This window comes from Streptomyces sp. NBC_00258 (assembly GCF_036182465.1).
In the GTDB taxonomy this organism is placed as follows: domain Bacteria; phylum Actinomycetota; class Actinomycetes; order Streptomycetales; family Streptomycetaceae; genus Streptomyces.
Window position 1 is genome coordinate 8,036,147 of record NZ_CP108081.1, and the last position, 23,520, is coordinate 8,059,666.

At 69.5% G+C, this 23,520-nt stretch carries 18 protein-coding genes and 1 pseudogene; 11 read left to right on the forward strand and 8 right to left on the reverse strand.

What is annotated here, in order from left to right; all coding sequences use genetic code 11:
- Nucleotides 1-102 precede the first annotated feature (102 nt).
- A complete protein-coding gene (locus tag OG718_RS35900) occupies nucleotides 103-279 on the reverse strand; it encodes a hypothetical protein (RefSeq protein WP_328846162.1) in 177 nt (58 codons plus the stop codon).
- Nucleotides 276-500 carry a helix-turn-helix domain-containing protein gene (locus tag OG718_RS35905; protein ID WP_328846163.1) on the reverse strand — a complete coding sequence of 75 codons (225 nt, stop codon included), beginning with the start codon at nucleotides 498-500 and terminating at the stop codon, nucleotides 276-278. The genes OG718_RS35900 and OG718_RS35905 overlap by 4 nt, the downstream gene beginning before the upstream one ends.
- Before the next feature lie 237 nt (nucleotides 501-737).
- On the opposite strand from OG718_RS35905, the gene OG718_RS35910 reads away from it, so the two are divergent.
- Complete coding sequence (locus OG718_RS35910) at nucleotides 738-1,193, forward strand: helix-turn-helix domain-containing protein (RefSeq protein WP_328846164.1); 456 nt, start codon at nucleotides 738-740, stop codon at nucleotides 1,191-1,193.
- Between the two features lie 112 nt (nucleotides 1,194-1,305).
- Complete coding sequence (locus OG718_RS35915; protein ID WP_328846165.1) at nucleotides 1,306-1,749, forward strand: hypothetical protein; 444 nt, start codon at nucleotides 1,306-1,308, stop codon at nucleotides 1,747-1,749.
- Here OG718_RS35915 and OG718_RS35920 read toward each other — a convergent pair.
- Entirely contained in the window at nucleotides 1,682-3,226 is a 1,545-nt protein-coding gene (locus OG718_RS35920) for a recombinase family protein (protein ID WP_328846166.1), read from the reverse strand. The two genes, OG718_RS35915 and OG718_RS35920, sit on opposite strands and share 68 nt — an antisense overlap.
- A 35-nt stretch (nucleotides 3,227-3,261) precedes the next feature.
- Between OG718_RS35920 and OG718_RS35925 the strand changes: the two are divergent.
- The 5 genes and pseudogenes from OG718_RS35925 to holA form a co-directional block, all read left to right on the forward strand.
- A pseudogene (locus tag OG718_RS35925) lies at nucleotides 3,262-4,881 on the forward strand (ComEC/Rec2 family competence protein); the annotation flags it as partial.
- A gap of 4 nt (nucleotides 4,882-4,885) precedes the next feature.
- Complete coding sequence (locus OG718_RS35930; RefSeq protein ID WP_328846167.1) at nucleotides 4,886-5,707, forward strand: arylamine N-acetyltransferase family protein; 822 nt, start codon at nucleotides 4,886-4,888, stop codon at nucleotides 5,705-5,707.
- A gap of 178 nt (nucleotides 5,708-5,885) precedes the next feature.
- A complete protein-coding gene (locus tag OG718_RS35935) occupies nucleotides 5,886-6,767 on the forward strand; it encodes a YceI family protein (RefSeq protein ID WP_143632885.1) in 882 nt (293 codons plus the stop codon).
- Nucleotides 6,768-6,912: 145 nt separating this feature from the next.
- Entirely contained in the window at nucleotides 6,913-7,158 is a 246-nt protein-coding gene (locus OG718_RS35940) for a hypothetical protein (protein WP_143632075.1), read from the forward strand.
- 128 nt (nucleotides 7,159-7,286) lie between these two features.
- A complete protein-coding gene (gene holA, locus OG718_RS35945; RefSeq protein WP_186000985.1) occupies nucleotides 7,287-8,273 on the forward strand; it encodes a DNA polymerase III subunit delta in 987 nt (328 codons plus the stop codon).
- A gap of 380 nt (nucleotides 8,274-8,653) precedes the next feature.
- Here holA and rpsT read toward each other — a convergent pair whose 3' ends face one another.
- Nucleotides 8,654-8,920 (reverse strand): 30S ribosomal protein S20, encoded by a 267-nt coding sequence (gene rpsT, locus OG718_RS35950; protein ID WP_143632071.1) that lies wholly within the window; start codon nucleotides 8,918-8,920, stop codon nucleotides 8,654-8,656.
- A gap of 236 nt (nucleotides 8,921-9,156) precedes the next feature.
- Between rpsT and lepA the strand changes: the two genes are divergently transcribed.
- Together lepA and OG718_RS35960 are read left to right on the forward strand one after the other, a co-directional pair.
- A complete protein-coding gene (gene lepA / locus OG718_RS35955; RefSeq protein WP_143632069.1) occupies nucleotides 9,157-11,025 on the forward strand; it encodes a translation elongation factor 4 in 1,869 nt (622 codons plus the stop codon).
- A 308-nt stretch (nucleotides 11,026-11,333) separates the two neighbouring features.
- Nucleotides 11,334-13,208, forward strand: coding sequence for an AMP-dependent synthetase/ligase (locus OG718_RS35960; RefSeq protein WP_143632067.1), 1,875 nt, complete (start codon nucleotides 11,334-11,336; stop codon nucleotides 13,206-13,208).
- Between the two features lie 89 nt (nucleotides 13,209-13,297).
- Here OG718_RS35960 and OG718_RS35965 read toward each other — a convergent pair whose 3' ends face one another.
- The gene (locus OG718_RS35965) at nucleotides 13,298-13,882 is read right to left on the reverse strand and encodes a response regulator (RefSeq protein WP_306940175.1); all 585 of its coding nucleotides are present in this window, start codon (nucleotides 13,880-13,882) and stop codon (nucleotides 13,298-13,300) included.
- A gap of 18 nt (nucleotides 13,883-13,900) precedes the next feature.
- Nucleotides 13,901-18,076, reverse strand: coding sequence for a HAMP domain-containing protein (locus OG718_RS35970; RefSeq protein WP_328846168.1), 4,176 nt, complete (start codon nucleotides 18,074-18,076; stop codon nucleotides 13,901-13,903).
- Nucleotides 18,077-18,209: 133 nt separating this feature from the next.
- Between OG718_RS35970 and OG718_RS35975 the strand changes: the two genes are divergently transcribed.
- Together OG718_RS35975 and hemW are read left to right on the forward strand one after the other, a co-directional pair.
- Nucleotides 18,210-20,216, forward strand: a complete 2,007-nt coding sequence (locus OG718_RS35975; protein WP_260694829.1) for an ATP-binding SpoIIE family protein phosphatase — start codon at nucleotides 18,210-18,212, stop codon at nucleotides 20,214-20,216.
- Nucleotides 20,217-20,270: 54 nt separating this feature from the next.
- Nucleotides 20,271-21,503 carry a radical SAM family heme chaperone HemW gene (gene hemW, locus OG718_RS35980; RefSeq protein WP_328846169.1) on the forward strand — a complete coding sequence of 411 codons (1,233 nt, stop codon included), beginning with the start codon at nucleotides 20,271-20,273 and terminating at the stop codon, nucleotides 21,501-21,503.
- A gap of 235 nt (nucleotides 21,504-21,738) precedes the next feature.
- Here hemW and OG718_RS35985 read toward each other — a convergent pair whose 3' ends face one another.
- Together OG718_RS35985 and OG718_RS35990 are read right to left on the reverse strand one after the other, a co-directional pair.
- A complete protein-coding gene (locus OG718_RS35985; RefSeq protein WP_143632059.1) occupies nucleotides 21,739-22,542 on the reverse strand; it encodes a DUF3097 domain-containing protein in 804 nt (267 codons plus the stop codon).
- Between the two features lie 135 nt (nucleotides 22,543-22,677).
- Complete coding sequence (locus OG718_RS35990) at nucleotides 22,678-23,454, reverse strand: MBL fold metallo-hydrolase (RefSeq protein WP_328846170.1); 777 nt, start codon at nucleotides 23,452-23,454, stop codon at nucleotides 22,678-22,680.
- Nucleotides 23,455-23,520 lie beyond the last annotated feature (66 nt).

A 23,520-nucleotide genomic window follows, 5' to 3' on the forward strand; every position in this document is an offset into this window, starting at 1 on the left:
AGTCTCCGTGGTCACGGTGACCTCGATTTCTGTAGGTGGTTGAGGCGCCGGTCGAGGGGCTGCCAGGCCGGGAAGTCGGGCGGCCCTTCGGCGCATCTGGGATCAGGCGGCGCGGTCGGCCGGCCTGGAGTCCACGCGCGGGGCGATGGCGGGACGGGTGAGAATCCGACGCAGGTCATCGATGACCTCGGGGCCGGGCTCAGGCGCCTCGTCGACGCGCTCGTGGATCTGTGCGATGACGACGTCGCCGAGAAGCGCGCGGCGTTCAGCGGCCGTCATGCCGCAGCCTCGATCTGTACGCGCTCCATCAGCTTGCGAATGTCCAGGTCATATGCCTCGACGAGGCGCATAGCCGAGTTCAGGTCAGGCTGCGCTTCGCCGCTGAGGATCCGGTACACGGACGACTCGGCGATGCCGGTACGGCGGGAGATCTTGTAGCCGCTGCCGTCGCCACGGGCTTCTGTCATCTCCAGCAGCTTGTCGACGTTCAGACGGAACACGTACTCACTCCTCCCGGTGCAGGTAGCAGGGGGTTCCTTGCTCACGAGGCAGACTCTTCCATGAATCTCCCTCCCTAGCAAGGGAGCTTGCGCGCTAGGGAGGGAGATTCTTTAGGTCGAACATGCGTTCTAACACTGGAGTGAGCAGTGTTAATGCAGGTGGGTGGCCTAATGGTCACCCTTGCGATGGAGGGATTTTCTGGCTACTCCCTACCTAGGGAGCTACAGTTCTTGGACATGACGGATGCCCCCACCCGTGCGCAGCGGTTCGCCGCAGTAGTCGCGCCCGCAGCGCAACGTGCCGGCTATACCGGCCACGGATCCCAGGCGCGCCTTGCGCGCGACACCGGCATGTCCGAGAGCAGCGTCTCCCGCATGCTCAAGGGGAAAGCCGTTCCTGACCTGGAGTTCATCGAGCCGCTCGCGCAAGCGATCGAAATGGATCTGCTCGAACTGCTGACCAGAACTGGGATCTTTTCCCCCGAGTCCCTTCCGTCACTGTCCGAATCAGATCGGTCACAGGTAGGCTCGCGTTCCATCATCACTCCGGAAGAAGCTGCCGACGGACTCGGCATCAAGGACGAGGTGGGGCGCCAGATGCTCGCCGCAACCATCGAGCGACTGAGGCGTCTAGAAGACGACGGTGCTACCGATCACGGCGACGACGCCGGAGGCTCGGCAGCACACATGTAGCTCGGGGGTGCCAATGGATCTCACGGCCGGTGCACGAACGACCGCCGTAGCCGCAGCAACCGTGCTGGCCGCAGGGATCACAGTGATCCTCTACGGCATAGCAAGAAACGATTTGGCGCGATCCCTCGGCGGGGCCTGCCTGAGCATCACAGCCCTCACGCTCATAGCCCTCGTCGCCATCAGACGATGGGTCACCGACACCGAAGCAGAACGGGCCCGCCTCGCCGAGGCCTCCCGAGAAGCACAGGACGAGAAGACCCGGGCCATCGCAGCCCAAGCCGCACTGGAGATGGAACGACAGCGCTTCGCCCGCGACGCTGCGGCAGAGCGGGCCCGCCTTGCTGCCACCCTCCGCGCAGAACGAGAAGCCATGCGCGACCAGTTCGAGGAACAGCGCGCCAAGCTTGCGTCCGACGCCTTCGCAACCGGTGTCCGGATGGAACGCAGCGGCGCCCTCGAACCGGAATCAGAACACGACCGCGCTCAGGTCATCGGCCTGTTCCCCCAGCAGGAGAGGGAGAGGGCCCGGGACGCCGGCGCGAGGACCCGACCCTGACGAACCCCTCCTCGCCAACGAACGTGAACTCGATGCGGCCGGGCTCGATCGTTCGAACCCCCCGCGCACGGGCCTTGTTCAGGCGGATGTTCACCACCGACCGCAGCACGGCCCGCCGCTGCTCGATCGTCATCTCGTTGTTCCAGCGCCGGTCCACGTCATCGCTGCCGATCAGGCTCCGGACGATCGGCGGCGCGTGCATCTCCTCCGCTTCGTCCTTCGCTGCCTGAATCTGCGGCTCCAACCGGTCCTCCAGTTCAGCAAGCGACGCGATCGACAACCGCGGAGTGCCGTCCGGCCGGAACGTCGACGCCCGCTCCCGTGCCTCCTCCAGCTGCTTCTCCAGCGCCTGCTGCCGGTTACGCGCCAGCTCGGCCCGCTTCTCCTGGTCGGTCGACTGGAACGCAGCGACCGCGGCCCGCGAACTCAACCACTTGATGACCGCCTCCTCGACATAGGCATCGAGCTTGGTCTCTGCCATCTGCGTATCGAACTTGGCCGAGCAGCCGTACGTCAGGTAGCCGCGGGCCTTGCCCACACGCAGGTGCGGATGATCCGGGCAGTTGCCGCAGCGCGCGATCCCCGACAGCAGGTGCTTGACCGAGTAGTCCCGGGTGGTGCTGCGGTCCTCATTCGCGAGGATGCGCTGCACTGCGTCGAAGAGGTCCGGCGGGACGATACCGTCCCAGACCGCGTCGCCGAAGTCCTCGCCCTGGAAGACACGGCGGCCCTTGTAGCCGATGTTCCGGAGCATCGTCGGCAGGTGGTAGTAGTCCCACTTGACGCCGGGCAGCCGCTCGCCCTGGGACTGCAAATCCTTCATGATCGTGTACTCGGTCTCGCCCGCCGCAACCCGCTGGAAGATGTCCAGGACAACCGGCGCGCGCTCCGGGTGCGGGAGCTGCTCGATCAGTTCGCCCGTCTCCGGGTCGTACCGGCGGGCGTACCCCCACAGGATGCGGCCGTGCGGCATTCCCTTCTTCGCCTGCGATCGGGTGGTGCGGAGCACGCGGTCGCGGATGCCCTCGGCCTCATCCTCGGCCGCGATGGCATCCTGCGCCGTGGCCTTCCGGTCCTCGCGCTTGGACAGGTCATAGACCTGGCCGTTGTAGCAGAGCAGGACGGCGTTCTCCATGCACGCGTTGCGCAGGCGGATGTACGCCTCGATGTCGCGGTAGTAGCGGGACGCTTCCCACGCGACGACGATGCGGCCCTTGCCTGCCTCGATGGCGGCGAGGAGAGCCTCGAAGTCCTTGCGCTTCTTTCGGGCATGGCGGGATGCCGACTGACCAACGTCCTGGTCGAAGACCTCGGCGATTGGCCAGCTGTGCGCTTCGCATAGATCGCGGCCGGAGCCGATCTGATCGGCGACCGAACGGCCCTTCTTCTTCGGGTCGCGGGAGTTGCGTCCGTACAGAAGGGCGTGGAACACCGTGTCGGGATAGACCATGTGCAGGTATTCGGGCGCGATCGGCATGCTTCGAGGCTATCGAATAACCCCTCTGGTCGATATTGTCAGGCGCCAACTTCACGATCCTGCTCGCCCTGCTCATCGGGCCACCCGGTCGCGCCCAGCAGGCGGAGCGCCGAGGGCTGGCACCGCGACTCGGCATCCCGCTGCGGGCGACCGCCCTGGCCGGTGGGGCGCTCACGCTCGGGTTCGTCATCGTGTGCCGACCGGACCCGAGCGTGCTGCGAGCCGCGGCCTGCGGATCGATCGCGCTGCTGGCGATCGCGACCGGTCGCCGCCGATCACTGATCCCGGCGCTGGCCACGGCGGTTCTGGTGCTCGTGCTGTACGACCCCTGGCTCGCCCGGAGTTATGGGTTCCTGCTCTCCGTGCTCGCCACCGGCGCCCTGCTCACGCTGGCCCCGCGGTGGAGTTCCGCGCTGCGGAGGCGTGGGGTGCCACCGCGGTTGGCCGAGGCGTTGGCGGCCGCGGGGGCCGCGCAGGCGGTGTGTGCGCCGGTGGTCGCCGTTCTCTCGGCTCGGGTGAGCCTGGTGGCGGTGCCGTGCAATCTGCTGGTGGAGTTCGCGGTCGCGCCGGCCACGGTGCTGGGCTTCGGGACCCTGGCCATGGCTCCGTGGGCGATGCCGGTCGCCAAGGCGCTGGCGTGGTGCGCGAGTTGGCCCGCCGGATGGATCGCGGACATCGCCCGGGCGGGGGCCGCGCTGCCCGGCGGAGGAGTGGACTGGCCGGGCAGCTGGACGGGCGCGCTGCTGCTCGCTCTGGTGATCGCCGTGGTGGTGCTGGTCGGCCGCAGGCTCCTGCGGCACCCCTGGCTCAGCGCTGCCTGCGGAGTGCTGCTTCTGCTCGTGATGGTGCAGCCGCCTCCTCTCACCCGAGTGATCACGGGGTGGCCGCCGCCCGGCTGGCGGTTCGCGATGTGTGACGTGGGACAGGGCGACGCGACGGTGCTCGCGGCGGGCGACGGCACCGGTGTCGTGGTCGACGCGGGACCGGACCCGACATTGGTCGACCGATGCCTGCGCGCGCTCGGCATCACACGGATCCCGCTCGTCGTACTGACCCACTTCCACGCGGACCACGTAGCCGGGTTGCCTGGCGTACTGCGCGGGAGATCGGTGGGCGCGATCGAGACGACGGGCTTCGAAGAGCCACTGGAGCAGGCGGAGTCCGTCCACCGGCAGGCGGCGGCCCGGCGGATCCCGGTGACGCGGGCGGTGGCGGGGGAGCGGCGTCGCACGGGCGCGCTCGACTGGCAGGTCCTGTGGCCGCCGCCGGAGCGGGCCCCGGGACCGGAGGGCCCGAACGACGCGAGCGTCACCCTGCTCGTACGGTCGGCGGGCCTGACGCTGCTGATGCTCGGCGACCTCGAACCACCGGCACAACAGGCACTGCTGAGATCACCTGCCGGCGCCGGCCTGGGGAGCGTGGACGTGCTCAAGGTCGCCCACCACGGGTCGGCCTATCAGGATCCGGACCTCATACGCCGGGTGTCGCCGCGCCTCGCCCTGATCTCCTGCGGCGCCGACAACCCGTACGGACACCCTGCGCCGAGCACGGTGGCGGCGTTGCGGGGCGGGGGTGCGGAGGTGCTGCGTACGGACGAGGACGGGGCGGTCGCTGTGGCAGGCGGCGGTGAGCGCCTGCTGGTGGCGAGAGACTGAGGACATGAAACCCGCACAGGCTGATGCCTACCTCCGCCGTATCGGCGCCGCACACCCCGCCTGGCCCACCGCCGACGTACTGCGTGAGCTCCAGTTGCGGCACCTGCTGACCGTGCCGTTCGAGAACCTGTCGATCCATCTCGGCGAGGAGATCGTGCTGGAGGAGGAGCGGCTGCTGGACAAGTTGGTGGGCTCTCGGAGGGGCGGTTTCTGTTACGAACTGAACGGCGCGTTCGGGATGTTGCTCGGGGCACTGGGCTTCGATGTGACATTGCTCGCGGCGCGTGTGTACGGGGAGGAGGGGCGACTGGGGGTTCCGTTCGACCATCTCGCGCTGCGGGTGCGGACGGTGGACGGGGGTGACTGGCTCGTGGACGTCGGCTTCGGGGCGAACAGCCACTATCCGCTGGCTTTCAGGGAGCGGGGAGAGCAGGCGGATCCGGGTGGCACGTTCAGGGTGATCGTGGCCGGGGCGGATCCGGCGGGGGTGCGAGGGAACGACAGGCGGTTCGGGGACCTGGACGTCGTGCGGGACGGCACGTCGCAGTACCGGCTGGAGACCCGGCCGCGGGTGCTCGGGGACTGCGTGGCCGGAGCCTGGTGGCACAGCACCTCGCCGGCCTCGCACTTCACTCAGTCGCTTGTCTGCTCGCGGCTCACCGAGGACGGCGGGCGCATCACGCTCAGCGGACGCACGCTCACGATCACGAACCCCGACGGCGGGAAGGAGGGGTCGGATCTGGCCACGGACGAGGAGGTGTTGGAGGCGTATCGGGAGCGGTTCGGGATCGAGCTGGAGCGCGTTCCGATTGTCAGGAAAGGCTAATCCTGAGGGAAAAACACTAACGGAGCTGCCAATTCGGGCTACTCGTGCGTAGTCCCAGCACATGTGCTGGATTCCTGCGATGTAGTCGTCTGTTGCCTCGAAAGTCGCATCAGTGGTCGAATACCTCCTCGGCAACGGTGATTTCACAACGTTCGTGTCGCGCGAGGGTGGGTCGCAGATGGTCGGCAGCTGGCTGGGGAACCGTACGAACCGAGCGCAACGGGCGGATCGTGTCGCCGCGGTGCCGATGCCGGCCGGGGCCGGAGTGCTCACCTGCCGGGTACTGGATCCGGTCAACCAGCCGGTGCCGCATGCCGAGTTCGTGGTCACGGACACGGCGGGGCGAAAAGTGGTCGGCGGGGGGCTGGACCCGTTCGGGTCGTTCACGGTGACGGTGCCGGCGGGCGAGTACCGGCTCGCGGTGTCGGCCGAGGGATACGCCCCGTTCCGGGCGAACGCCAGTGTGGACGAGAACGCGCTGGCCTCGCTCGGCGAAGTGACGCTGCACGTCGCCCGGCCGCCCGCGCTGCCGCGGCCGGGGGACTGGGAGATCGAGCCGACGCACTCCACGATCGGGTTCACCGCCCGGCACATCGGACTGGCCAAGGTGCGAGGCAGGTTCAACACGTTCGCGGGGGTGATACGGCTGGCCGAGCGTGCCGAGCAGTCGGCCATGCATGTGGTGATCGACGCGTCGTCCATCGACACGAACGTGAAGATGCGGGACGACCATCTGCGGTCCGCGGACTTCCTGGACGTCGACCGGTTTCCGACGCTGGAGTTCTACAGCGACCGGTTCGCGCACCGGGGCGGCAACCGGTGGGCGGTCACCGGGGCGCTGTCGCTGCACGGGGTGACGCGGACGGTCACTCTCGACACGGAGTATCTCGGCGTCGGCAACGGCATGGAGGGCGAGGTGCGGGCGGCCTGCCGGGCTACTACCGAGCTGCGCCGAGACGACTTCACGGTGAGCTGGCAGACGATGCTCGCCAGGGGGATCGCCGTGGTCGGCCCGAGCATCAGGATCGACCTGGACGTACAGATCGTGCCCAAGGTCTGACGGACTGCCTCGTCCGACGAGTCTGACGGCTCCGACGGCTTCGACAGCTCCGATGGGTCTGGCAGGGCTGGCAGGTCTGACCTGGTGTTTTGGTGACCGCCCGCCCTCGGCGCGGAGTCTCGTCCGTGTATCGGAAAATAGTCGGGTGAGCGATGTGAGACATGTACTGGTCCTGCCCGACCGCGATGCCGCGCACGAGGCGGCGGAGGCGCTCGGGGAGCGGTTCGCACTCGACGAGGAGCCGCAGCTCGTAAGGGACGCCCTGGCCGGCGAGGACGACGCCGAGGACGCGCAGTGGCTGCTGGTCCTGCGGGACTCGGACGGGCGGCTCGATGCGGGGGAGCTGGACGAGTTCGCGGGGGAGTGGGACGGGTGGCGCGAGGAGCCGTAGGCCGCCGTCAGGGCTGAAGGCCACCTGAGTGTCGTGGGTCCACCGCATAGCTGCCGGTCCGCCCCATGGCGGGCGATCCCGCTCGCGGGCGGAGTCCGTTGTCGGTGGTGCGTGGGATGCTTGGCGCGATGGCCAGGAACTCTGCACAGGACAACCCGCTCGCCCCCGTCACGATCGCCGTCGGCCAGGAGGACCTCCTGCTCGACCGCGCCGTGCGGGAGGTGGTGGTCGCCGCGCGGGCCGCCGACGCGGACACGGATGTACGGGACCTCACGTCGGACCAGTTGCAGCCGGGCACGCTCGCCGAGCTGACCAGTCCGTCGCTCTTCGCGGAGCGGAAGGTCGTCGTGGTGCGCAACGCCCAGGATCTGTCGGCCGACACGATCAAGGATGTGAAGGCGTATCTGGGCGCCCCCGCCGAGGAGATCACGCTCGTGCTGTTGCACGCGGGGGCGGCCAAGGGCAAGGGGCTGCTCGATGCCGCGCGCAAGGCGGGTGCGCGGGAGGTCGCCTGCCCCAAGATGACGAAGCCCGCGGATCGGCTGGCCTTCGTGCGGAGCGAGTTCCGCGCGCTGGGGCGGTCCGCCACGCCTGAGGCCTGCCAGGCCCTTGTCGACTCCATCGGGAGCGATCTTCGGGAGCTGGCGTCCGCCGTGACGCAGCTCGTCTCGGACATCGAGGGGACGATCGACGAGGCCGTTGTGGGCCGGTACTACACGGGCCGGGCCGAGGCCTCCAGCTTCACGGTGGCCGACCGGGCGGTCGAGGGGCGGGCGGCGGAGGCGTTGGAGGCTCTGCGCTGGTCTCTGTCGACCGGGGTCGCGCCTGTGATGATCACGAGTGCGTTGGCGCAGGGGGTGCGGGCCATCGGGAAGCTGTCGTCGGCTCGTGGGGGGCGGCCTGCCGATCTTGCCCGGGAGCTGGGGATGCCGCCCTGGAAGATCGATCGGGTGCGGCAGCAGATGCGGGGGTGGACTCCGGACGGGGTTTCGGTCGCGCTTCGGGCGGTCGCGGAGGCCGATGCCGGGGTCAAGGGTGGCGGTGACGATCCCGAGTACGCCCTCGAGAAGGCCGTCGTCGCCATTGCCCGGGCGGCTCGGGCGCGCCGCGGCTAGCTGCCGCCAGGCGTTTCTCGCCCCCGCCGCCCCTAGCCATTCCCGTCCCTTCTGGGGGCTGCGCCCCCAGGCCCCCGCATCGCGCTGAACGCGCTCGTCCTCAAACGCCGGACGGGCTGGGTGGTGCGGGCCGGCGGGGTGGGTGGGAGATCGGCCTGGACGGCCTCGTCCTCAAACGCCGGACGGCTGAAGACGTCGACCCCACGCACGCCAAAGACCCCGACACTCCCCCTGGGGAAGGGAAAGCGGCCGGGGCCTCGGATTGTGCGGGGGACTCGTACCCGCGTGGCGAACGCAGATCGCGTACGAGTCGGGGTGCCGGTCGGGAGCGGATGAGAGAGGGCCCGCTCAGGTCCTTCCGGCGGTCAAATCAAGTGAGTTCAGCCCTTGAGGGAAGAGACCTTGGAAGCAAGCGCCGACTTCTTGTTGGCGGCCTGGTTCTTGTGGATGACGCCCTTCGAGACAGCCTTGTCCAGCTTGCGCGAAGCCTCGCGCGCGGCCTCCGTGGCCTTCTCGACGTCACCCGCGGCAGCAGCCTCACGGGCCTTGCGGATCGCGGTCTTCAGCGAAGACTTGACGGCCTTGTTGCGCAGCCGAGCCTTCTCGTTGGTCTTGATCCGCTTGATCTGGGACTTGATGTTCGCCACGAATGAGCCTTCTCAGGTTCTGGCACGCGAGAAACGAGAAATGAAAACACGCCTCACGCACCGTTTGGTTTCTTGAGGATGTGCCTCCTGCAGAGAGGGCATGAGACACAGCTGTTCAGGCTACCAGTCACCGCACGAGTGGCCCAAACCGGTCGCACGCCCCCGCCCGTGGGACCATGGAGACTACGTATCGATCCGACCCGAGGCGACAGGCGCCTCAAGAGACAGGACCCTGCGTGCCCGCGACCCCTAACAATGTGCCCGAGCCGAGCCGTACCGCCCCGGCGCTGCTCCGCAATTTCTGCATCATCGCGCACATCGACCACGGCAAGTCCACGCTCGCCGACCGGATGCTCCAGCTCACCGGTGTGGTCGATCAGCGGCAGATGCGCGCTCAGTACCTCGACCGGATGGACATCGAGCGCGAGCGCGGCATCACGATCAAGTCCCAGGCGGTCCGGCTGCCCTGGGCCCCGACCGAGGATCCGGGCAAGACCCACATCCTCAACATGATCGACACCCCCGGGCACGTGGACTTCACGTATGAGGTGTCCCGGTCGCTCGCCGCCTGCGAGGGGACCGTTCTCCTCGTCGACGCGGCTCAGGGCATCGAGGCGCAGACTCTCGCCAACCTCTACCTGGCGATGGAGAACGACCTCAAGATCATCCCCGTACTGAACAAGATCGACCTTCCGGCCGCCCAGCCCGAGAAGTTCTCCGAGGAACTGGCCAACCTCATCGGCTGCCAGCCCGAGGACGTGCTCAAGGTCTCGGCGAAGACCGGCATCGGCGTGGACGCGCTCCTGGACCGGGTCGTCCGCGACGTCCCGGCCCCGGTCGGCGTCAAGGACGCCCCCGCCCGCGCGATGATCTTCGACTCGGTCTACGACTCCTACCGGGGCGTGGTCACGTACGTCCGTGTGATCGACGGCCAGCTCAACAAGCGTGAGCGCATCAAGATGATGTCGACCGGCGCCACCCACGAGCTTCTTGAGATCGGCGTCTCGTCCCCCGAGATGACGCCGGCCGACGGCATCGGCGTCGGCGAGGTGGGCTACATCATCACCGGCGTGAAGGACGTCCGTCAGTCCAAGGTCGGTGACACGATCACCAGCAAGGACAAGGGCGCCACCGAGGCCCTCGGCGGGTACAAGGACCCCAAGCCGATGGTCTTCTCGGGTCTGTATCCGCTGGACGGCTCGGACTACCCCGACCTGCGTGAGGCGCTGGACAAGCTCCAGCTCAACGACGCCGCCCTGGTCTACGAGCCGGAGACCTCCGCAGCCCTCGGCTTCGGCTTCCGCGTCGGTTTCCTCGGCCTGCTGCACCTCGACGTCATCCGTGAGCGCCTGGAGCGCGAGTTCAACCTCGAACTCATCGCCACCGCGCCCAACGTGGTCTACCGCGTGATCATGGAGGACGGGAAGGAGCACACGGTCACCAACCCGAGCGAGTTCCCCGAGGGCAAGATCGACAAGGTCTTCGAGCCGGTCGTCCGGGCCACGATCCTCGCTCCCAGCGAGTTCATCGGCTCGATCATGGAGCTCTGCCAGACCCGCCGCGGCACCCTCCTCGGCATGGACTATCTGTCGGAGGACCGGGTCGAGATCCGCTACACGCTCCCCCTCGCCGAGATCGTCTTCGACTTCTTCGACAACCTGAAGTCCAAGACCCGCGGGTACGCCTCCCTGGACTACGAGCCCACCGGCGAGCAGGACGCCTCGCTGGTGAAGGTCGACATCCTGCTGCACGGCGACCGCGTCGACGCCTTCTCCGCCGTCACGCACAAGGACGCGGCCTACGCGTACGGGGTAAGGCTCGTCGCCAAGCTGCGCGAGCTGATCCCGCGCCAGGCCTTCGAGATCCCCATCCAGGCGGCCATCGGGTCCCGGGTCATCGCCCGGGAGACCATCCGCGCCATCCGCAAGGACGTCCTCGCCAAGTGCTACGGCGGTGACATCTCGCGTAAGCGGAAGCTGCTGGAGAAGCAGAAGGAAGGCAAGAAGCGGATGAAGATGGTGGGCTCTGTGGAGGTTCCGCAAGAGGCCTTCATCGCCGTTCTGTCCAGCGACGACAGCGCCGGCTCGGGCAAGGGCAAGAAGTAGCCGCCGGCCCGGTCGTCGGACGGCCGCGGAATCACGGGCCCGTCGCGCTTTCGCGCGGCGGGCCCGCCGCGTCAACGGACTGCCGCGTTCCGCCCACGCTCTGTAGGAAGTGACAGCACGCCGCCCCTTACGCACCGGGCGGACGGGCTTTACTCTGATCACCACTCGTTGGTTACTCGTGAGTTAAACAACGAGTGCACCGAGCCAGTAGCCAGTGAGTCACCAGCACCAACCTGCCCCTGAGCCAACTGTCAGAGCCAACCGCAATCAGCCAGCCACACGCACTGTCGCGGGCCCCGGAGGATGTCGTGAGCGACACACAGACCCTGATCGAGAACCGTCCGCCGTCCGTGGCGGCCCTCTTCCTGGAGCGCGTGGCGGCGACGCCGGACGCGGAGGCGTACCGCTACCCGGTGCCGGCCGCCTCGGGCGAGGGCCCGGACGAGTGGAAGTCCCTGAGCTGGGCGCAGGCGGCCGACCGGGTCTACGCGATCGCGGCCGGTCTGATCGAGCTGGGAGTGCAGCCGGAGCAGCGTGTCGCGCTCGCCTCCTCGACCCGCGTCGAGTGGATCCTCGCCGACCTCGGCATCATGTGCGCGGGCGCGGCGACGACGACCGTGTACCCGCAGACGAACGCCGAGGAGTCGGCCTTCATCCTGGCCGACTCCGAGAGCAAGGTGCTGATCGCGGAGGACGCGGCGCAGCTCGCCAAGGCCCGGGACAAGCGCGGTGAACTGCCCGAGCTGACCCATGTCGTCGTGATCGACCCGGCCGGCGTCGAGTCGAGCGAGTGGGTCCTCACGCTCGCCGAGCTGGAGGTCCGCGGCGCCGCGTACCTGGAGAAGAACCCCGACCTGGTCAAGGAGAAGGTCGGGGCGATCACCAAGGACCAGCTGGCCACCCTCATCTACACCTCCGGCACCACGGGCCGTCCCAAGGGCGTACGGCTGCCGCACGACAACTGGTCGTACATGGCGAAGGCCATCGCCGCGACCGGTCTGGTCGGCCAGGAGGACGTCCAGTACCTGTGGCTGCCGCTCGCGCACGTCTTCGGCAAGGTGCTCACGTCCGGCCAGATCGAGGTCGGGCACGTCACCGCCGTCGACGGCCGCGTCGACAAGATCATCGAGAACCTGCCGGTCGTGCAGCCGACGTACATGGCTGCCGTGCCCCGCATCTTCGAGAAGGTCTACAACGGGGTCGCGGCCAAGGCGCGGGCCGGCGGTGGCGCCAAGTACAAGATCTTCCAGTGGGCGGCCGGCGTCTCCCGCGAGTACGCGAAGGCCACACAGGACAACTTCCGCCGCACCGGCACCGCCTCCGCGCCCTTCGGTATCTCGGCCAAGCACAAGGTCGCCGACGCGCTCGTCTACGCCAAGATCCGCGAGGCCTTCGGCGGCAACCTGCGGGCCTGCGTCTCCGGGTCGGCGGCCCTCGCGCCCGAGATCGGCTTCTTCTTCGCGGGCGCCGGCATCCACATCCTGGAGGGGTACGGACTCACGGAGTCGTCCGCCGCCTCCTTCGTGAACCCCGGTGAGGCGTACCGCACCGGCACGGTCGGCAAGCCGCTGCCCGGCACCGAGGTGCGTATCGCGGACGACGGCGAGATCCTGCTGCGCGGCCCCGGCATCATGGAGGGCTACCACGGGCTGCCGGAGAAGACGGCCGAGGTGCTGGAGTCCGACGGCTGGTTCCACACCGGCGACATCGGTGAGCTGTCCCCCGACGGCTATCTGCGCATCACGGACCGCAAGAAGGACCTCATCAAGACCTCGGGCGGCAAGTACATCGCGCCCGCCGAGGTCGAGGGCCAGTTCAAGGCCGTCTGCCCGTACGTCTCCAACATCCTCGTGCACGGCGCCGACCGGAACTTCTGCACCGCGCTCATCTCCCTCGACGAGCCGTCGATCCTCGGCTGGGCCGCGGACAACGGCCTGTCGGGCAAGTCGTACGCCGAGGTCGTCGCCGCCCCCGCGACGGTCGAGCTCATCGACGGCTACGTCAAGACGCTCAACGAGGGTCTCCAGCGCTGGCAGACCATCAAGAAGTTCAAGCTCCTCCCGCGCGACCTCGACATCGAGCACGGCGAACTGACGCCGAGCCTGAAGCTGAAGCGCCCGGTCGTGGAGCGGGAGTACAAGCACCTGATCGACGAGATGTACGCCGGGTCACGCGAGGCGTAGCGCTCCGCTGGGAGCGTGTTGGTTCGTCTGCGGGTTCGTTGTGGCTGGTCGCGCAGTCCCCGCGCCCCTTACAGGGGCGCGGGGAAGGGTCACAGACCCCGTCCCCTTCGCATTTCGCGGAGCAGGTCCTCCATGTGGCGTATGTGGGAGCGCAGTTCGAGTACGTCCTTCAGGTCGCTGGTCGCCATGTGGGTCTCTATCGCGCGCAGGCGGTCGGCGAGTTCGTCGAACTGCGCCTGCTCGCGGGCGAGCATCCGCTCCAACTGCCGGTTCTTGCGGTGCAGATCGAGGAAGACGGTCACCTTGGCGCGCAGCACCCAGGGGTCGAACGGCTTGGTGAGATAGTCGGCGGCCCCGGTCGCGTACCCGCGGAACGCGTAGCCCGCGTCGGAGTCCGTGCCGGTCAGGAAGATGATCGGTACGTCCTTGGTCTGGTCGAGCCGCTTGATGTTCGCGGCGGTCTCGAAACCGTCCATGCCCGGCATCCGGATGTCGAGCAGAACGACGGCGAACCGTTGGCGCAGCAGCGCCTTCATCGCCTCCTCGCCCGAACGGGCGCGTACGAGCGGTTCGTTGAGGGACCCCAGGACGGCCTCCAGCGCGATCAGGTTGTCCTCCATGTCGTCCACGAGGAGGATGCTGGCGCGCTCGTCGGTCGAGCCTTCAGTGCTCATGGTGATTGACTGCCTGCCTCATTGGGTTGCCGGCGGGACGGTGGGCTCCTCCGATACGACGGACTCGGGCGCGCCGGAACCGACGGGTTCCGCTGCGCCGGTCGCCACGGAGAGGCCCTGCTGCTCGGCATCCGTGCTCTCGGGGTCCAGGAGCGCACAGACGACGGTCAGCAGTTGATCGACGTCCACCGGCTTGGGTACGTAGTCGTTCGCACCGCGCGCGATGGACTTCTCGCGGTCGCCCGGCATCGCCTTGGCGGTGAGGGCGACGATGGGAAGTCCGGCCCAGCGCGGGGTGCGGCGGATGGCGGAGATGGTCTCGTAGCCGTCCATCTCCGGCATCATGATGTCCATCAGTACGAGCTGGACGTCGGGGTTGCGCTCCAGTGTCTCGATGCCTTCCCGCCCGTTCTCCGCGTACAGGACGGGCATCCCGACCCGGCCCAGTACGTGGGTGAGCGCGAAGACGTTGCGGATGTCGTCGTCCACGATCAACACCCGCCGCCCGGGCAGGACTTGACCGGCCCGCCCAGCTTTCCACGCCTCCAGTTTGGTGGGTGCCGGCCAGCTGTCGTCCTGGTCGTGAACGGTGTACGGCTCGGAGGACAGCTGCTCGGGCATGGTCAGGGCCTGCTCCTCGGCGCCCGGCTCGGTCGCCGAGTGCCCGGGGCTGACGACCGGCACGTACAGGGTGAAGGTGGAACCCCTGCCGGGCATGCTCTCGGCGATGATGCGGCCGCCCAGCAGGCCCGCGATCTCCCGGCTGATGGACAGGCCGAGGCCCGTGCCGCCGTACTTGCGGTTCGTCGTGCCATCGGCCTGCTGGAACGCCTCGAAGATCACCGGGAGTTTCTCGGGGGCGATGCCGATGCCGGTGTCGGAGACCGCGAAGGCGATCACGTCGTCGTTCTTCTCGCGGGTGTAGCGGTGCTCGGGGTCCTTGACGCGGCTGACGCGCAGTTCGACCCGGCCCGCCGCGGTGAACTTGATCGCGTTGGAGAGCAGATTGCGCAGGATCTGCTGGAGCCGCTGCTCGTCCGAGTACATCTCGCGCGGTACGCCCTCGCCGACCGCCACCTCGAAGGCGAGCCCCCGGTCCAGTGTGAGCGGCCGGAACGTGGCGTGGACGTAGTCGAGCAGCTTGATCAGAGGCAGCTTCTTCGGGCGTACGTCCATCCGGCCTGCCTCGATCTTCGACAGGTCGAGGATGTCGTTGATCAGCTGGAGGAGGTCGGAGCCCGAGCGGTGGATCGTCGTCGCGAACTGCACCTCCTGGTCGGAGAGATGACCGTCCGGGTTGTCGGAGAGCAGCCGGGCCAGGATCAGCAGCGAGTTGAGGGGGGTGCGCAGTTCGTGCGACATGTTCGCCAGGAACTCCGACTTGTACTGGGAGCTGGTGGCCAACAGCGCTGCCTTCTCTTCCAGTTCGGCGTTGGAGCGCTGCAACTCGGCCTGTTGCAGCTGGAGTTCGTCCGAGCGGTCCTGGAGCTGGACGGCCAGGCGCTGCGACTCGCCCAGCAGTGACTCCGTACGGGAGTTGGCGATGATGGTGTTGATCGCGACGCCGATGGTGTTCACGAACTGGTCGAAGAACGCCAGGTGCACGTCGGAGAAGCGGGAGAACGAGGCGAGCTCGATCACGCCGAGCAGCTTGTCCTCGAACGGGATCGGGATGATGACGACACTCGCGGGCGCCGCCTCGCCCAGACCGCTGTTGATCTTGATGTAGTCCGGCGGGGCCTCCTCCACCAGGATCCGCTTCTTCTCGCGCGCGGCCTGCCGTACGAGACCGTGCACCGGCATGCTGCCCGTGTCGACCGTCGCACCCTGCGCCGAGCCGTATCCGGCGATGAAGGCGAGTCCCTTGGTGGGCACGGCCGTGTGCAGCGAGGCGCCGTCCTCCTCCGGGTCGGCCAGGAAGAAGGCGCCGTACTGCGCGTTCACCAGCGGGGTCAGCTCGCGCAGGATCAGGTCGGCGACCTCCATCAGGTCCCGGTGGCCCTGCATCAGGGCGGCGAGCCGGGCGAGGTTCGACTCCAGCCAGTCCTTCGCGCGGGTCGTCTCGCGGAGGTTGGCCACCATCAGGTTGATGTTGTCCTTCAGCTCGGCGACCTCGCCCTGCGTCTCCACCGTGATGGAGCGGGACATGTCGCCCTGGGCCACCGCGGACGCCACCTCGGCGATCGCGCGGACCTGGGTGGTGAGGTTGGACGCCAGCTCGTTCACGTTCGTCGTCAGGCGCTTCCAGGTGCCGTACACGCCCTCCACCCGTGCCTGGCCGCCGAGTTGGCCCTCGGAGCCCACCTCGCGGGCCACTCGTGTGACCTCGGACGAGAACGACGACAGCGTGTCCACCATCGTGTTGATCGTGGTCTTCAGCTCCAGGATCTCTCCGCGCGCGTCCACGTCGATCTTCTTGGAGAGGTCTCCCTGGGCCACGGCGGTCGCGACCTGCGCGATGTTGCGGACCTGTGAAGTCAGGTTGTCCGCCATGTAGTTGACGTTGTCGGTGAGGTCCCGCCAGACGCCGGACACGCCGAGGACCTGGGCGCGGCCGCCGAGCCGTCCGTCGGTGCCGACCTCGCGGGCCACGCGGGTCACCTCGTCGGCGAAGGCGCGCAGCTGGTCCACCATCGTGTTGACGGTGTCCTTCAGCTCCAGGATCTCACCGCGTGCGTCGACCGTGATCTTCTTGCCGAGGTTGCCGTTGGCCACGGCCGTCGTCACCTGGGCGATGTTCCGCACCTGTGAAGTCAGGTTCAGGGCCATGAAGTTGACGTTGTCGGTGAGGTCTTTCCAGACGCCGGACACCCCGCGGACCTGGGCCTGACCGCCGAGGTTCCCTTCGGTGCCGACCTCGCGGGCGACGCGGGTGACCTCGTCGGCGAAGGCGGAGAGCTGGTCGACCATGGTGTTGATGGTCGACTTCAGCTCCAGGATCTCGCCCTTCGCCTCCACGGTGATCTTCTTGCCGAGGTCGCCCTGGGCCACGGCGGTGGAGACGAGCGCGATATTGCGGACCTGCGAAGTCAGGTTGTCCGCCATGAAGTTGACGTTGTCGGTGAGGTCCTTCCAGACGCCGGACACCCCGCGGACCTGGGCCCGGCCCCCCAGGTTTCCTTCCGTACCCACCTCGCGGGCGACGCGGGTGACCTCGTCGGCGAAGGCGGAGAGCTGGTCGACCATCGTGTTGATGGTGGACTTCAGCTCCAGGATCTCGCCCTGCGCGTCGACCGTGATCTTCTGGCTCAGGTCGCCGTTGGCCACGGCGGTGGTGACCTGGGCGATGTTGCGGACCTGCGAAGTGAGGTTCGAGGCCATGAAGTTGACGTTGTCGGTGAGGTCCTTCCAGACCCCGGACACACCGCGCACCTGCGCCCGGCCGCCCAACTGGCCTTCCGTACCCACCTCGCGGGCCACTCGCGTGACCTCGTCGGCGAAGGCGGAGAGCTGGTCGACCATCGTGTTCACGGTCAGCTTCAGTTCGAGCAGCTCACCGGTCGCCTCGACCGTGACCGTGCGGGTCAGGTCGCCGCGCGCCACCGCCGTGGTGACCAGGGCGATGTCACGGACCTGGGCGGTCAGCCGGGACGCCATCGTGTTGACCGCCTCGGTCACGTCCCGCCAACTGCCCGACAGGCCCGTCACCTTGGCGCGGCCACCGAGCCGGCCCTCCGTGCCGACCTCGCGGGCCACCCGGGTCACCTCGCCGGTGAAGAGGGACAGCTGATCGACCATCTTGTTGACCGTCCGCCCCAACCGGCGCAGATCGCCCCGCAGCTGACGGTTGCCGTCGTGCAGGTCGACGCGCTGGGTCAGGTCGCCGCCCGCCACCGCGTCGAGCACGCGTGTCGCGTTGGCCGCCGGCGCGACGAGCGCGTCCAGCAGTTGGTTCACGTCGTTGACCCGGGTCGTCCAGTGGCCCTGGCCCGGGCTCGCGGAGAGCCGCTCGTCGAGCCGGCCGTGCCGTACGAGCTCCCGGCGGACGCGCTGCGCCTCCGAGTTGAAGTGCAGGCTGCGGTCCAGGATCTGGTTGAACACGGTGACCAGCTCGGCCACCATCCCGTGGCCGGATTCGGGCACCTTGCTGAAGTCGCCGTCTCGGGCGGCGGTCATGGCGGCGAGCAGGGGACGCAGGTCTGATGCCCGAATCTGTCCGTCTTCGAGCACATGCGTAGCACTGTTCTCACTCATGGTGGCCCAACTTCGGTAACTCGGCGCTTATGGGCGTGGTCAGTCTGTCACTCTGTCCGCATCGTCTGAGGCGTATCGTCCGAACTGCTCAGGGAGCCGCACAGTGGGGCCCATACCGACGCAACGGGAGTCCATGTCCCGTGCTCCTGAGGCGCCAGTGCGCCCGCGGGCGGTGGCACGCACGTCCTTACCGGGCAACCCCTTCGCGCCGGGTGCCGCCCGTCGGTTCGTCCGCACCGCGCTCGCCGAGTGGACCGAACTCGCCCTGCCCGGCACCGAGTTCATCACCGACCTGCTCGTCGCCGACGCCATGGTGGTGGTCAGCGAACTCGTCACGAACGCGGTGGTGCACGCCGGCACGGACGTGGAGCTGCTGTGCCGGCTCGGCCGTTGCTCGGAGGACTGCCCGGCGGCCGCCGCGGCGGACTCGGGGGCCGTACGGTCGGCCGCCTCGCACGACAGCTCGCGCGATGGCCCGGGCAACGACACGGGCGACGGCTCGGGCAGTGGCTCCAAGCCAGGGCCCGGCCCCGATTCAGGCGTCCTCGTCATAGAGGTCTCCGACCACCACCCCGCGCGCGTCGTGCGTGAAGACGGGGCCGAGCAGCCGTACGACACCGTCGAGTACGGGCGGGGCCTGCACCTGGTCTCCGCGCTCTCCGACGCCTGGGGCATCACCTACCGCACCGGCGTCAAGACCGTGTGGGCACGCCTGCCCGTCGACGGGACCGCGGCCGTCGAGGAGGAGGCCGAGGCGTACGACGGCGAACACGCGCTGCGGCGCGGGCAGCGGGCCGCCGAGATCCTCGCCCCCGCACCCCGGCGCGGCATGCAGGACCAGGACTGGCGCAGCCGCGGCGTCCTCTCCTTCCTCGCCGAGGCCTCCGACCTGCTCGCCGGACAGCTCGACGAGGACCTGGTCGCCGCGCTCACCGGGCAGCTGCTCGTACCGCGGCTCGCCGACTGGTGCGCGGTGTGGCTGGAGGACGAGGCCCCGGGCCGCTCCGACGGGGGTGTCGTCGGCGGGCCACGGCTCGCCCGCGTCTGGCACGGCAGCGAGAACCGCATCGAGGAACTGCGCCGGCTCCTGGAGAAGGACCCGCCCGAACCGCCCGAGTCGGACCGCGCGGGCCCCGTGCCCGTACCGTGGCCCGCCGAGGCGCTGGGAGCACGGGCGACCGGCGGATCGGCACTCGCGTTCCGGCTGATCGCGGGCGGCAGACCGCTCGGCACGCTGGTCATCGGCCGGGCCGGGCAGACCCGCTTCCCCGACGAGATCACCGGGCTCGTCGAGGACCTCAGCCGCCGGGTCGCGCTCGCCATCGGCGCGGCCCGGCAGTACGCGCGCCAGGCCACCATCAGCCGCGTACTGCAGCGCGGGCTGCTGCCCGGGGCGGTCGCCGAGATCCCCGGCGTACGCAGCGCGCTCGTCTACGAGCCGTGCGACAAGGGCGGACCCAGCGGGGACTTCTACGATCTCTTCCCCGCCGGGGACGGCCGCTGGTGCTTCGCCCTCGGCGACGTACAGGGCAAAGGGCCCGAGGCGGCCGTGGTGATCGGTCTCGCCCGGCCGTGGCTCCGGCTCCTCGCCCGGGAGGGGTACGAGGTGCCCGACGTCCTCGACCGCCTCAACCAGCTGCTCCTCGACGACGCGACCGAGGCCGCCGACGCGGCCGCCCGGGCCCTGGTGTCCGCGGGCGGCACCGGGCTCGCGGACGAGGGGCCGCAGACCCGCTTCCTCTCCCTCCTCTACGGCGAGCTGGTGCCCTTCGACGGCGGAGTGCACTGCACGGTCGCCTCCGCCGGGCATCCGCTGCCGTTGCTCCTGCAACCGTCCGGGGCGGTCGGCGAGGTGGCCCAGCCGCAGACCCTCCTCGGCGTCTTCGAGGACGCCAGCTACCTCTGCGGAACCTTCGAGCTGCGTCCCGGCGACAGCCTCCTGTGCGTCACGGACGGCGTGACCGAGCGCCGCAGCGGGCACCTGCAGTTCGACGACGACGACGGCCTCGCCGCCGCGCTCGCCGGGTGCGCCGGCCTGAGCGCCGAGCTGATCGCCGAGCGGATCCGCCGGCTCGTGCACGAGTTCGGCGGCAAGCCGCCGGAGGACGACCTGGCGCTGCTGGTGCTGCAGGCGGAGTAGGCGGTCCAGAGGGGTCCGGGCGGGGAGTGCCGAAGGTGCTGGACAATGGAGTACATGCCTTCCGCACTTCCCGACGGCGAGCCCGTCCCCGACGACGGGGTGCTGCCCGCGCACGCCCTGGCCGGCGCGGCCGACCGTCCGCTCGGGTTCTACCTCCACGTCCCGTACTGCGCGACGCGCTGCGGCTACTGCGACTTCAACACGTACACGGCGACGGAGCTGCGCGGCTCGGGGGGCGTGCTCGCCTCCCGCGACAACTACGCCTCGACCCTGATCGACGAGATCCGCCTGGCCCGCAAGGTCCTCGGCGACGACCCGCGGCCCGTCCGCACGGTCTTCGTCGGCGGCGGTACGCCCACACTGCTGCCCGCCGACGATCTCGTACGGATGCTGGGGGCGATCCGGGACGAGTTCGGGCTCGCGGCGGATGCGGAGATCACCACGGAGGCGAACCCGGAGTCGGTGGACCCGGCGTATCTGGCCGCGCTCCGGGAGGGCGGGTTCAACCGCGTCTCGTTCGGCATGCAGAGCGCGCGGCAGCACGTGCTCAAGGTCCTGGACCGTACGCACACGCCCGGCCGGCCCGAGGCCTGTGTCGCCGAGGCCCGCGCGGCCGGGTTCGACCACGTCAACCTCGACCTCATCTACGGCACACCCGGTGAGAGCGACGACGACTGGCGGGCCTCGCTCGACGCGGCGATCGGTGCCGGGCCCGACCACGTGTCGGCGTACGCCCTGATCGTCGAGGAGGGGACACAGCTCGCGCGCCGCATCCGGCGCGGGGAGGTGCCCATGACCGACGACGACGTGCACGCGGACCGGTACCTCATCGCGGAGGACCGCCTCTCCGCGGCGGGCTTCTCCTGGTACGAGGTCTCCAACTGGGCCACGTCCGACGCCGGGCGCTGCCTTCACAACGAGCTGTACTGGCGGGGGGCCGACTGGTGGGGGGCGGGGCCCGGGGCGCACTCCCATGTGGGCGGTGTTCGCTGGTGGAACGTAAAGCATCCGGGGGCGTACGCGGGGGCCCTGGCGGCGGGGCGGTCGCCCGGGGCGGGGCGGGAACTCCTGTCGGAGGAGGACCGGCGGGTGGAGCGGATCCTGCTGGAGCTGCGACTCCTTGAGGGGGTTCCGCTGGCGCTGCTCCACGCGGACGGCCTTGCGGCGTCTCGTCGGGCCCTCGCGGACGGTCTCCTTCAGCCTGGGCCGTACGAGGCCGGGAGCGCGGTGCTCACCCTGCGGGGGCGGCTGCTCGCGGACGCGGTGGTACGCGACCTGGTGGACTGAGGGCCTTTTCCTCGCCCCCGCCGCCCCTACCCGTTCCCGTCCCCTGGGGCTCCGCCCCAGGCCCCGTGGCGTTGTGATTTCGGGTGCGGGCCGGCTGTGGCTGGTCGCGCAGTTCCCCGCGCCCCTGAAAGGGGCGCGGGGAACTGCGCAGCGGGGGTTCGGGGGCGGAGCCCCCGAGTAGTGACGGGAATGGGTAGGGGCGGCGGGGGCGAGAAAAGCCCTCTGGCCGCCGCGCTCACTCCGGTGCCGTGACGAAGTCGATCAGTTCCTCCACGCGGCCCAGCAGCTCCGGCTCCAGGTCACGGTAGGAGTGGACCGAGCCGAGGATGCGCTGCCAGGCGGCGCCCGTGTTCTCGGGCCAGCCCAGGGCCCGGCAGACCCCCGTCTTCCAGTCCTGCCCGCGCGGCACGCGCGGCCACGCCGGGATGCCGACGGCCGCCGGTTTCACGGCCTCCCAGACGTCGATGTACGGATGCCCCACGACAAGCGCGTACTCGCTCGTCACGGCCTCCGCGATCCGCGACTCCTTCGTGCCGGGCACGAGATGGTCGACCAGCACCCCCAGCCGCGCGTCCGCCCCGGGACCGAACTCCTCGACGACGGCGGGCAGGTCGTCGATGCCCTCCAGGTACTCGACGACGACACCCTCGATCCGGAGGTCGTCACCCCAGACCCGTTCGACCAGTTCCGCGTCGTGACGCCCCTCGACGTAGATACGCCCCGCCCGGGCGACCCGTGCCCGGGCCCCGGGCACGGCAACCGACCCGGAAGCCGTACGAGTGGGGCGTACGGGTGCGGACGACGGGCGCACCAGCGTCACCACGCGCCCCTCCAGGAGGAACCCACGCGGCTCCAGCGGAAACACCCGGTGCTTGCCGAAGCGGTCCTCCAGCGTGACCGTCCCGGCCTCGCAGCGGATCACGGCACCGCAGAACCCGGTCCCGGGCTCCTCGACCACGAGCCCCGGCTCCGCCGCCACCTCGGGCACGGGCTTGGGCTTCTTCCACGGAGGGGTCAGGTCCGCTGAGTACTGGCGCATTCGGATGACGATAGGAGAAGGTCCCCGTCCGGCGCACCGAGCCCCCCTGCGACACGCCGACAACCCTCCCAGGAGACGCCGACGAGCCTCCTGCGCCAGGCGCACGAGTTTCCTGCGGCAGGCCCCACGAACTCCCTACGGCACGCCGAAACGCCGTGCCAGCGCGTCCCGTTGGGCCCGTACGAACCCGGCGTCGACCGCCGCCCCGTGACCGGGCACGTACACCGCGTCCTCGCCCCCGAGGGCCAGCAGCCGGTCCAGGGCCGCGGGCCAGCGGGAGGGGACGGCGTCGGGGCCCGCCTGGGGTTCGCCGGACTCCTCGACGAGGTCACCGCAGAAGACGATCTCCGGCGAGCCCGTCCCGGGGCCGCTGGGACTGCTGGGGCCGCCGGGGTCTCCCAGGTCGCCGCGGACGAGAATCGCCAGGTCGTGGGCCGTGTGGCCGGGTCCCACGTTCGCCAGCAGGACCTGTACGCCGCCGCCCAGGTCGAGCGTCCACTCGCCGGAGACGAGATGCCGGGGGCGGACGAGCAGGTCCGCCGCCTCGGCCGCCTCGCCAGGATCGGCGCCGTTGCGTACGGCATCCGCCCGCAAGGCGTCCCGTTCGTCGACCAGCACCCGCTCAAGGCCCACCGCCCCGAAGATCTCGACCCCCGCGAACGCCGCCGCGCCGAAGGCGTGGTCGAAGTGCGGGTGGGTGAGCGCGAGATGGGTGACCCGCCCGCCCCCGAGCAACCGCCGCGCCTCCGTACGCAGCCGCGCGCCCTCCCGCAGCCCCGACCCCGCGTCGATCATGAGCGCCGCACCCTCGCCCACCACGAGCCCGGCCGTGCAGTCCCACACCGGAAGCCGGCAGCGTCCCACACGCGGACCCAGTTCCTCCCACCCGGCCTCTTCCCAAGTCACCCTCATACGCCGACGCTAGCCCTACGCCCGATGAAGTGCGCAGACAGCGGTGGACAGCAGTCGGGACAGAGC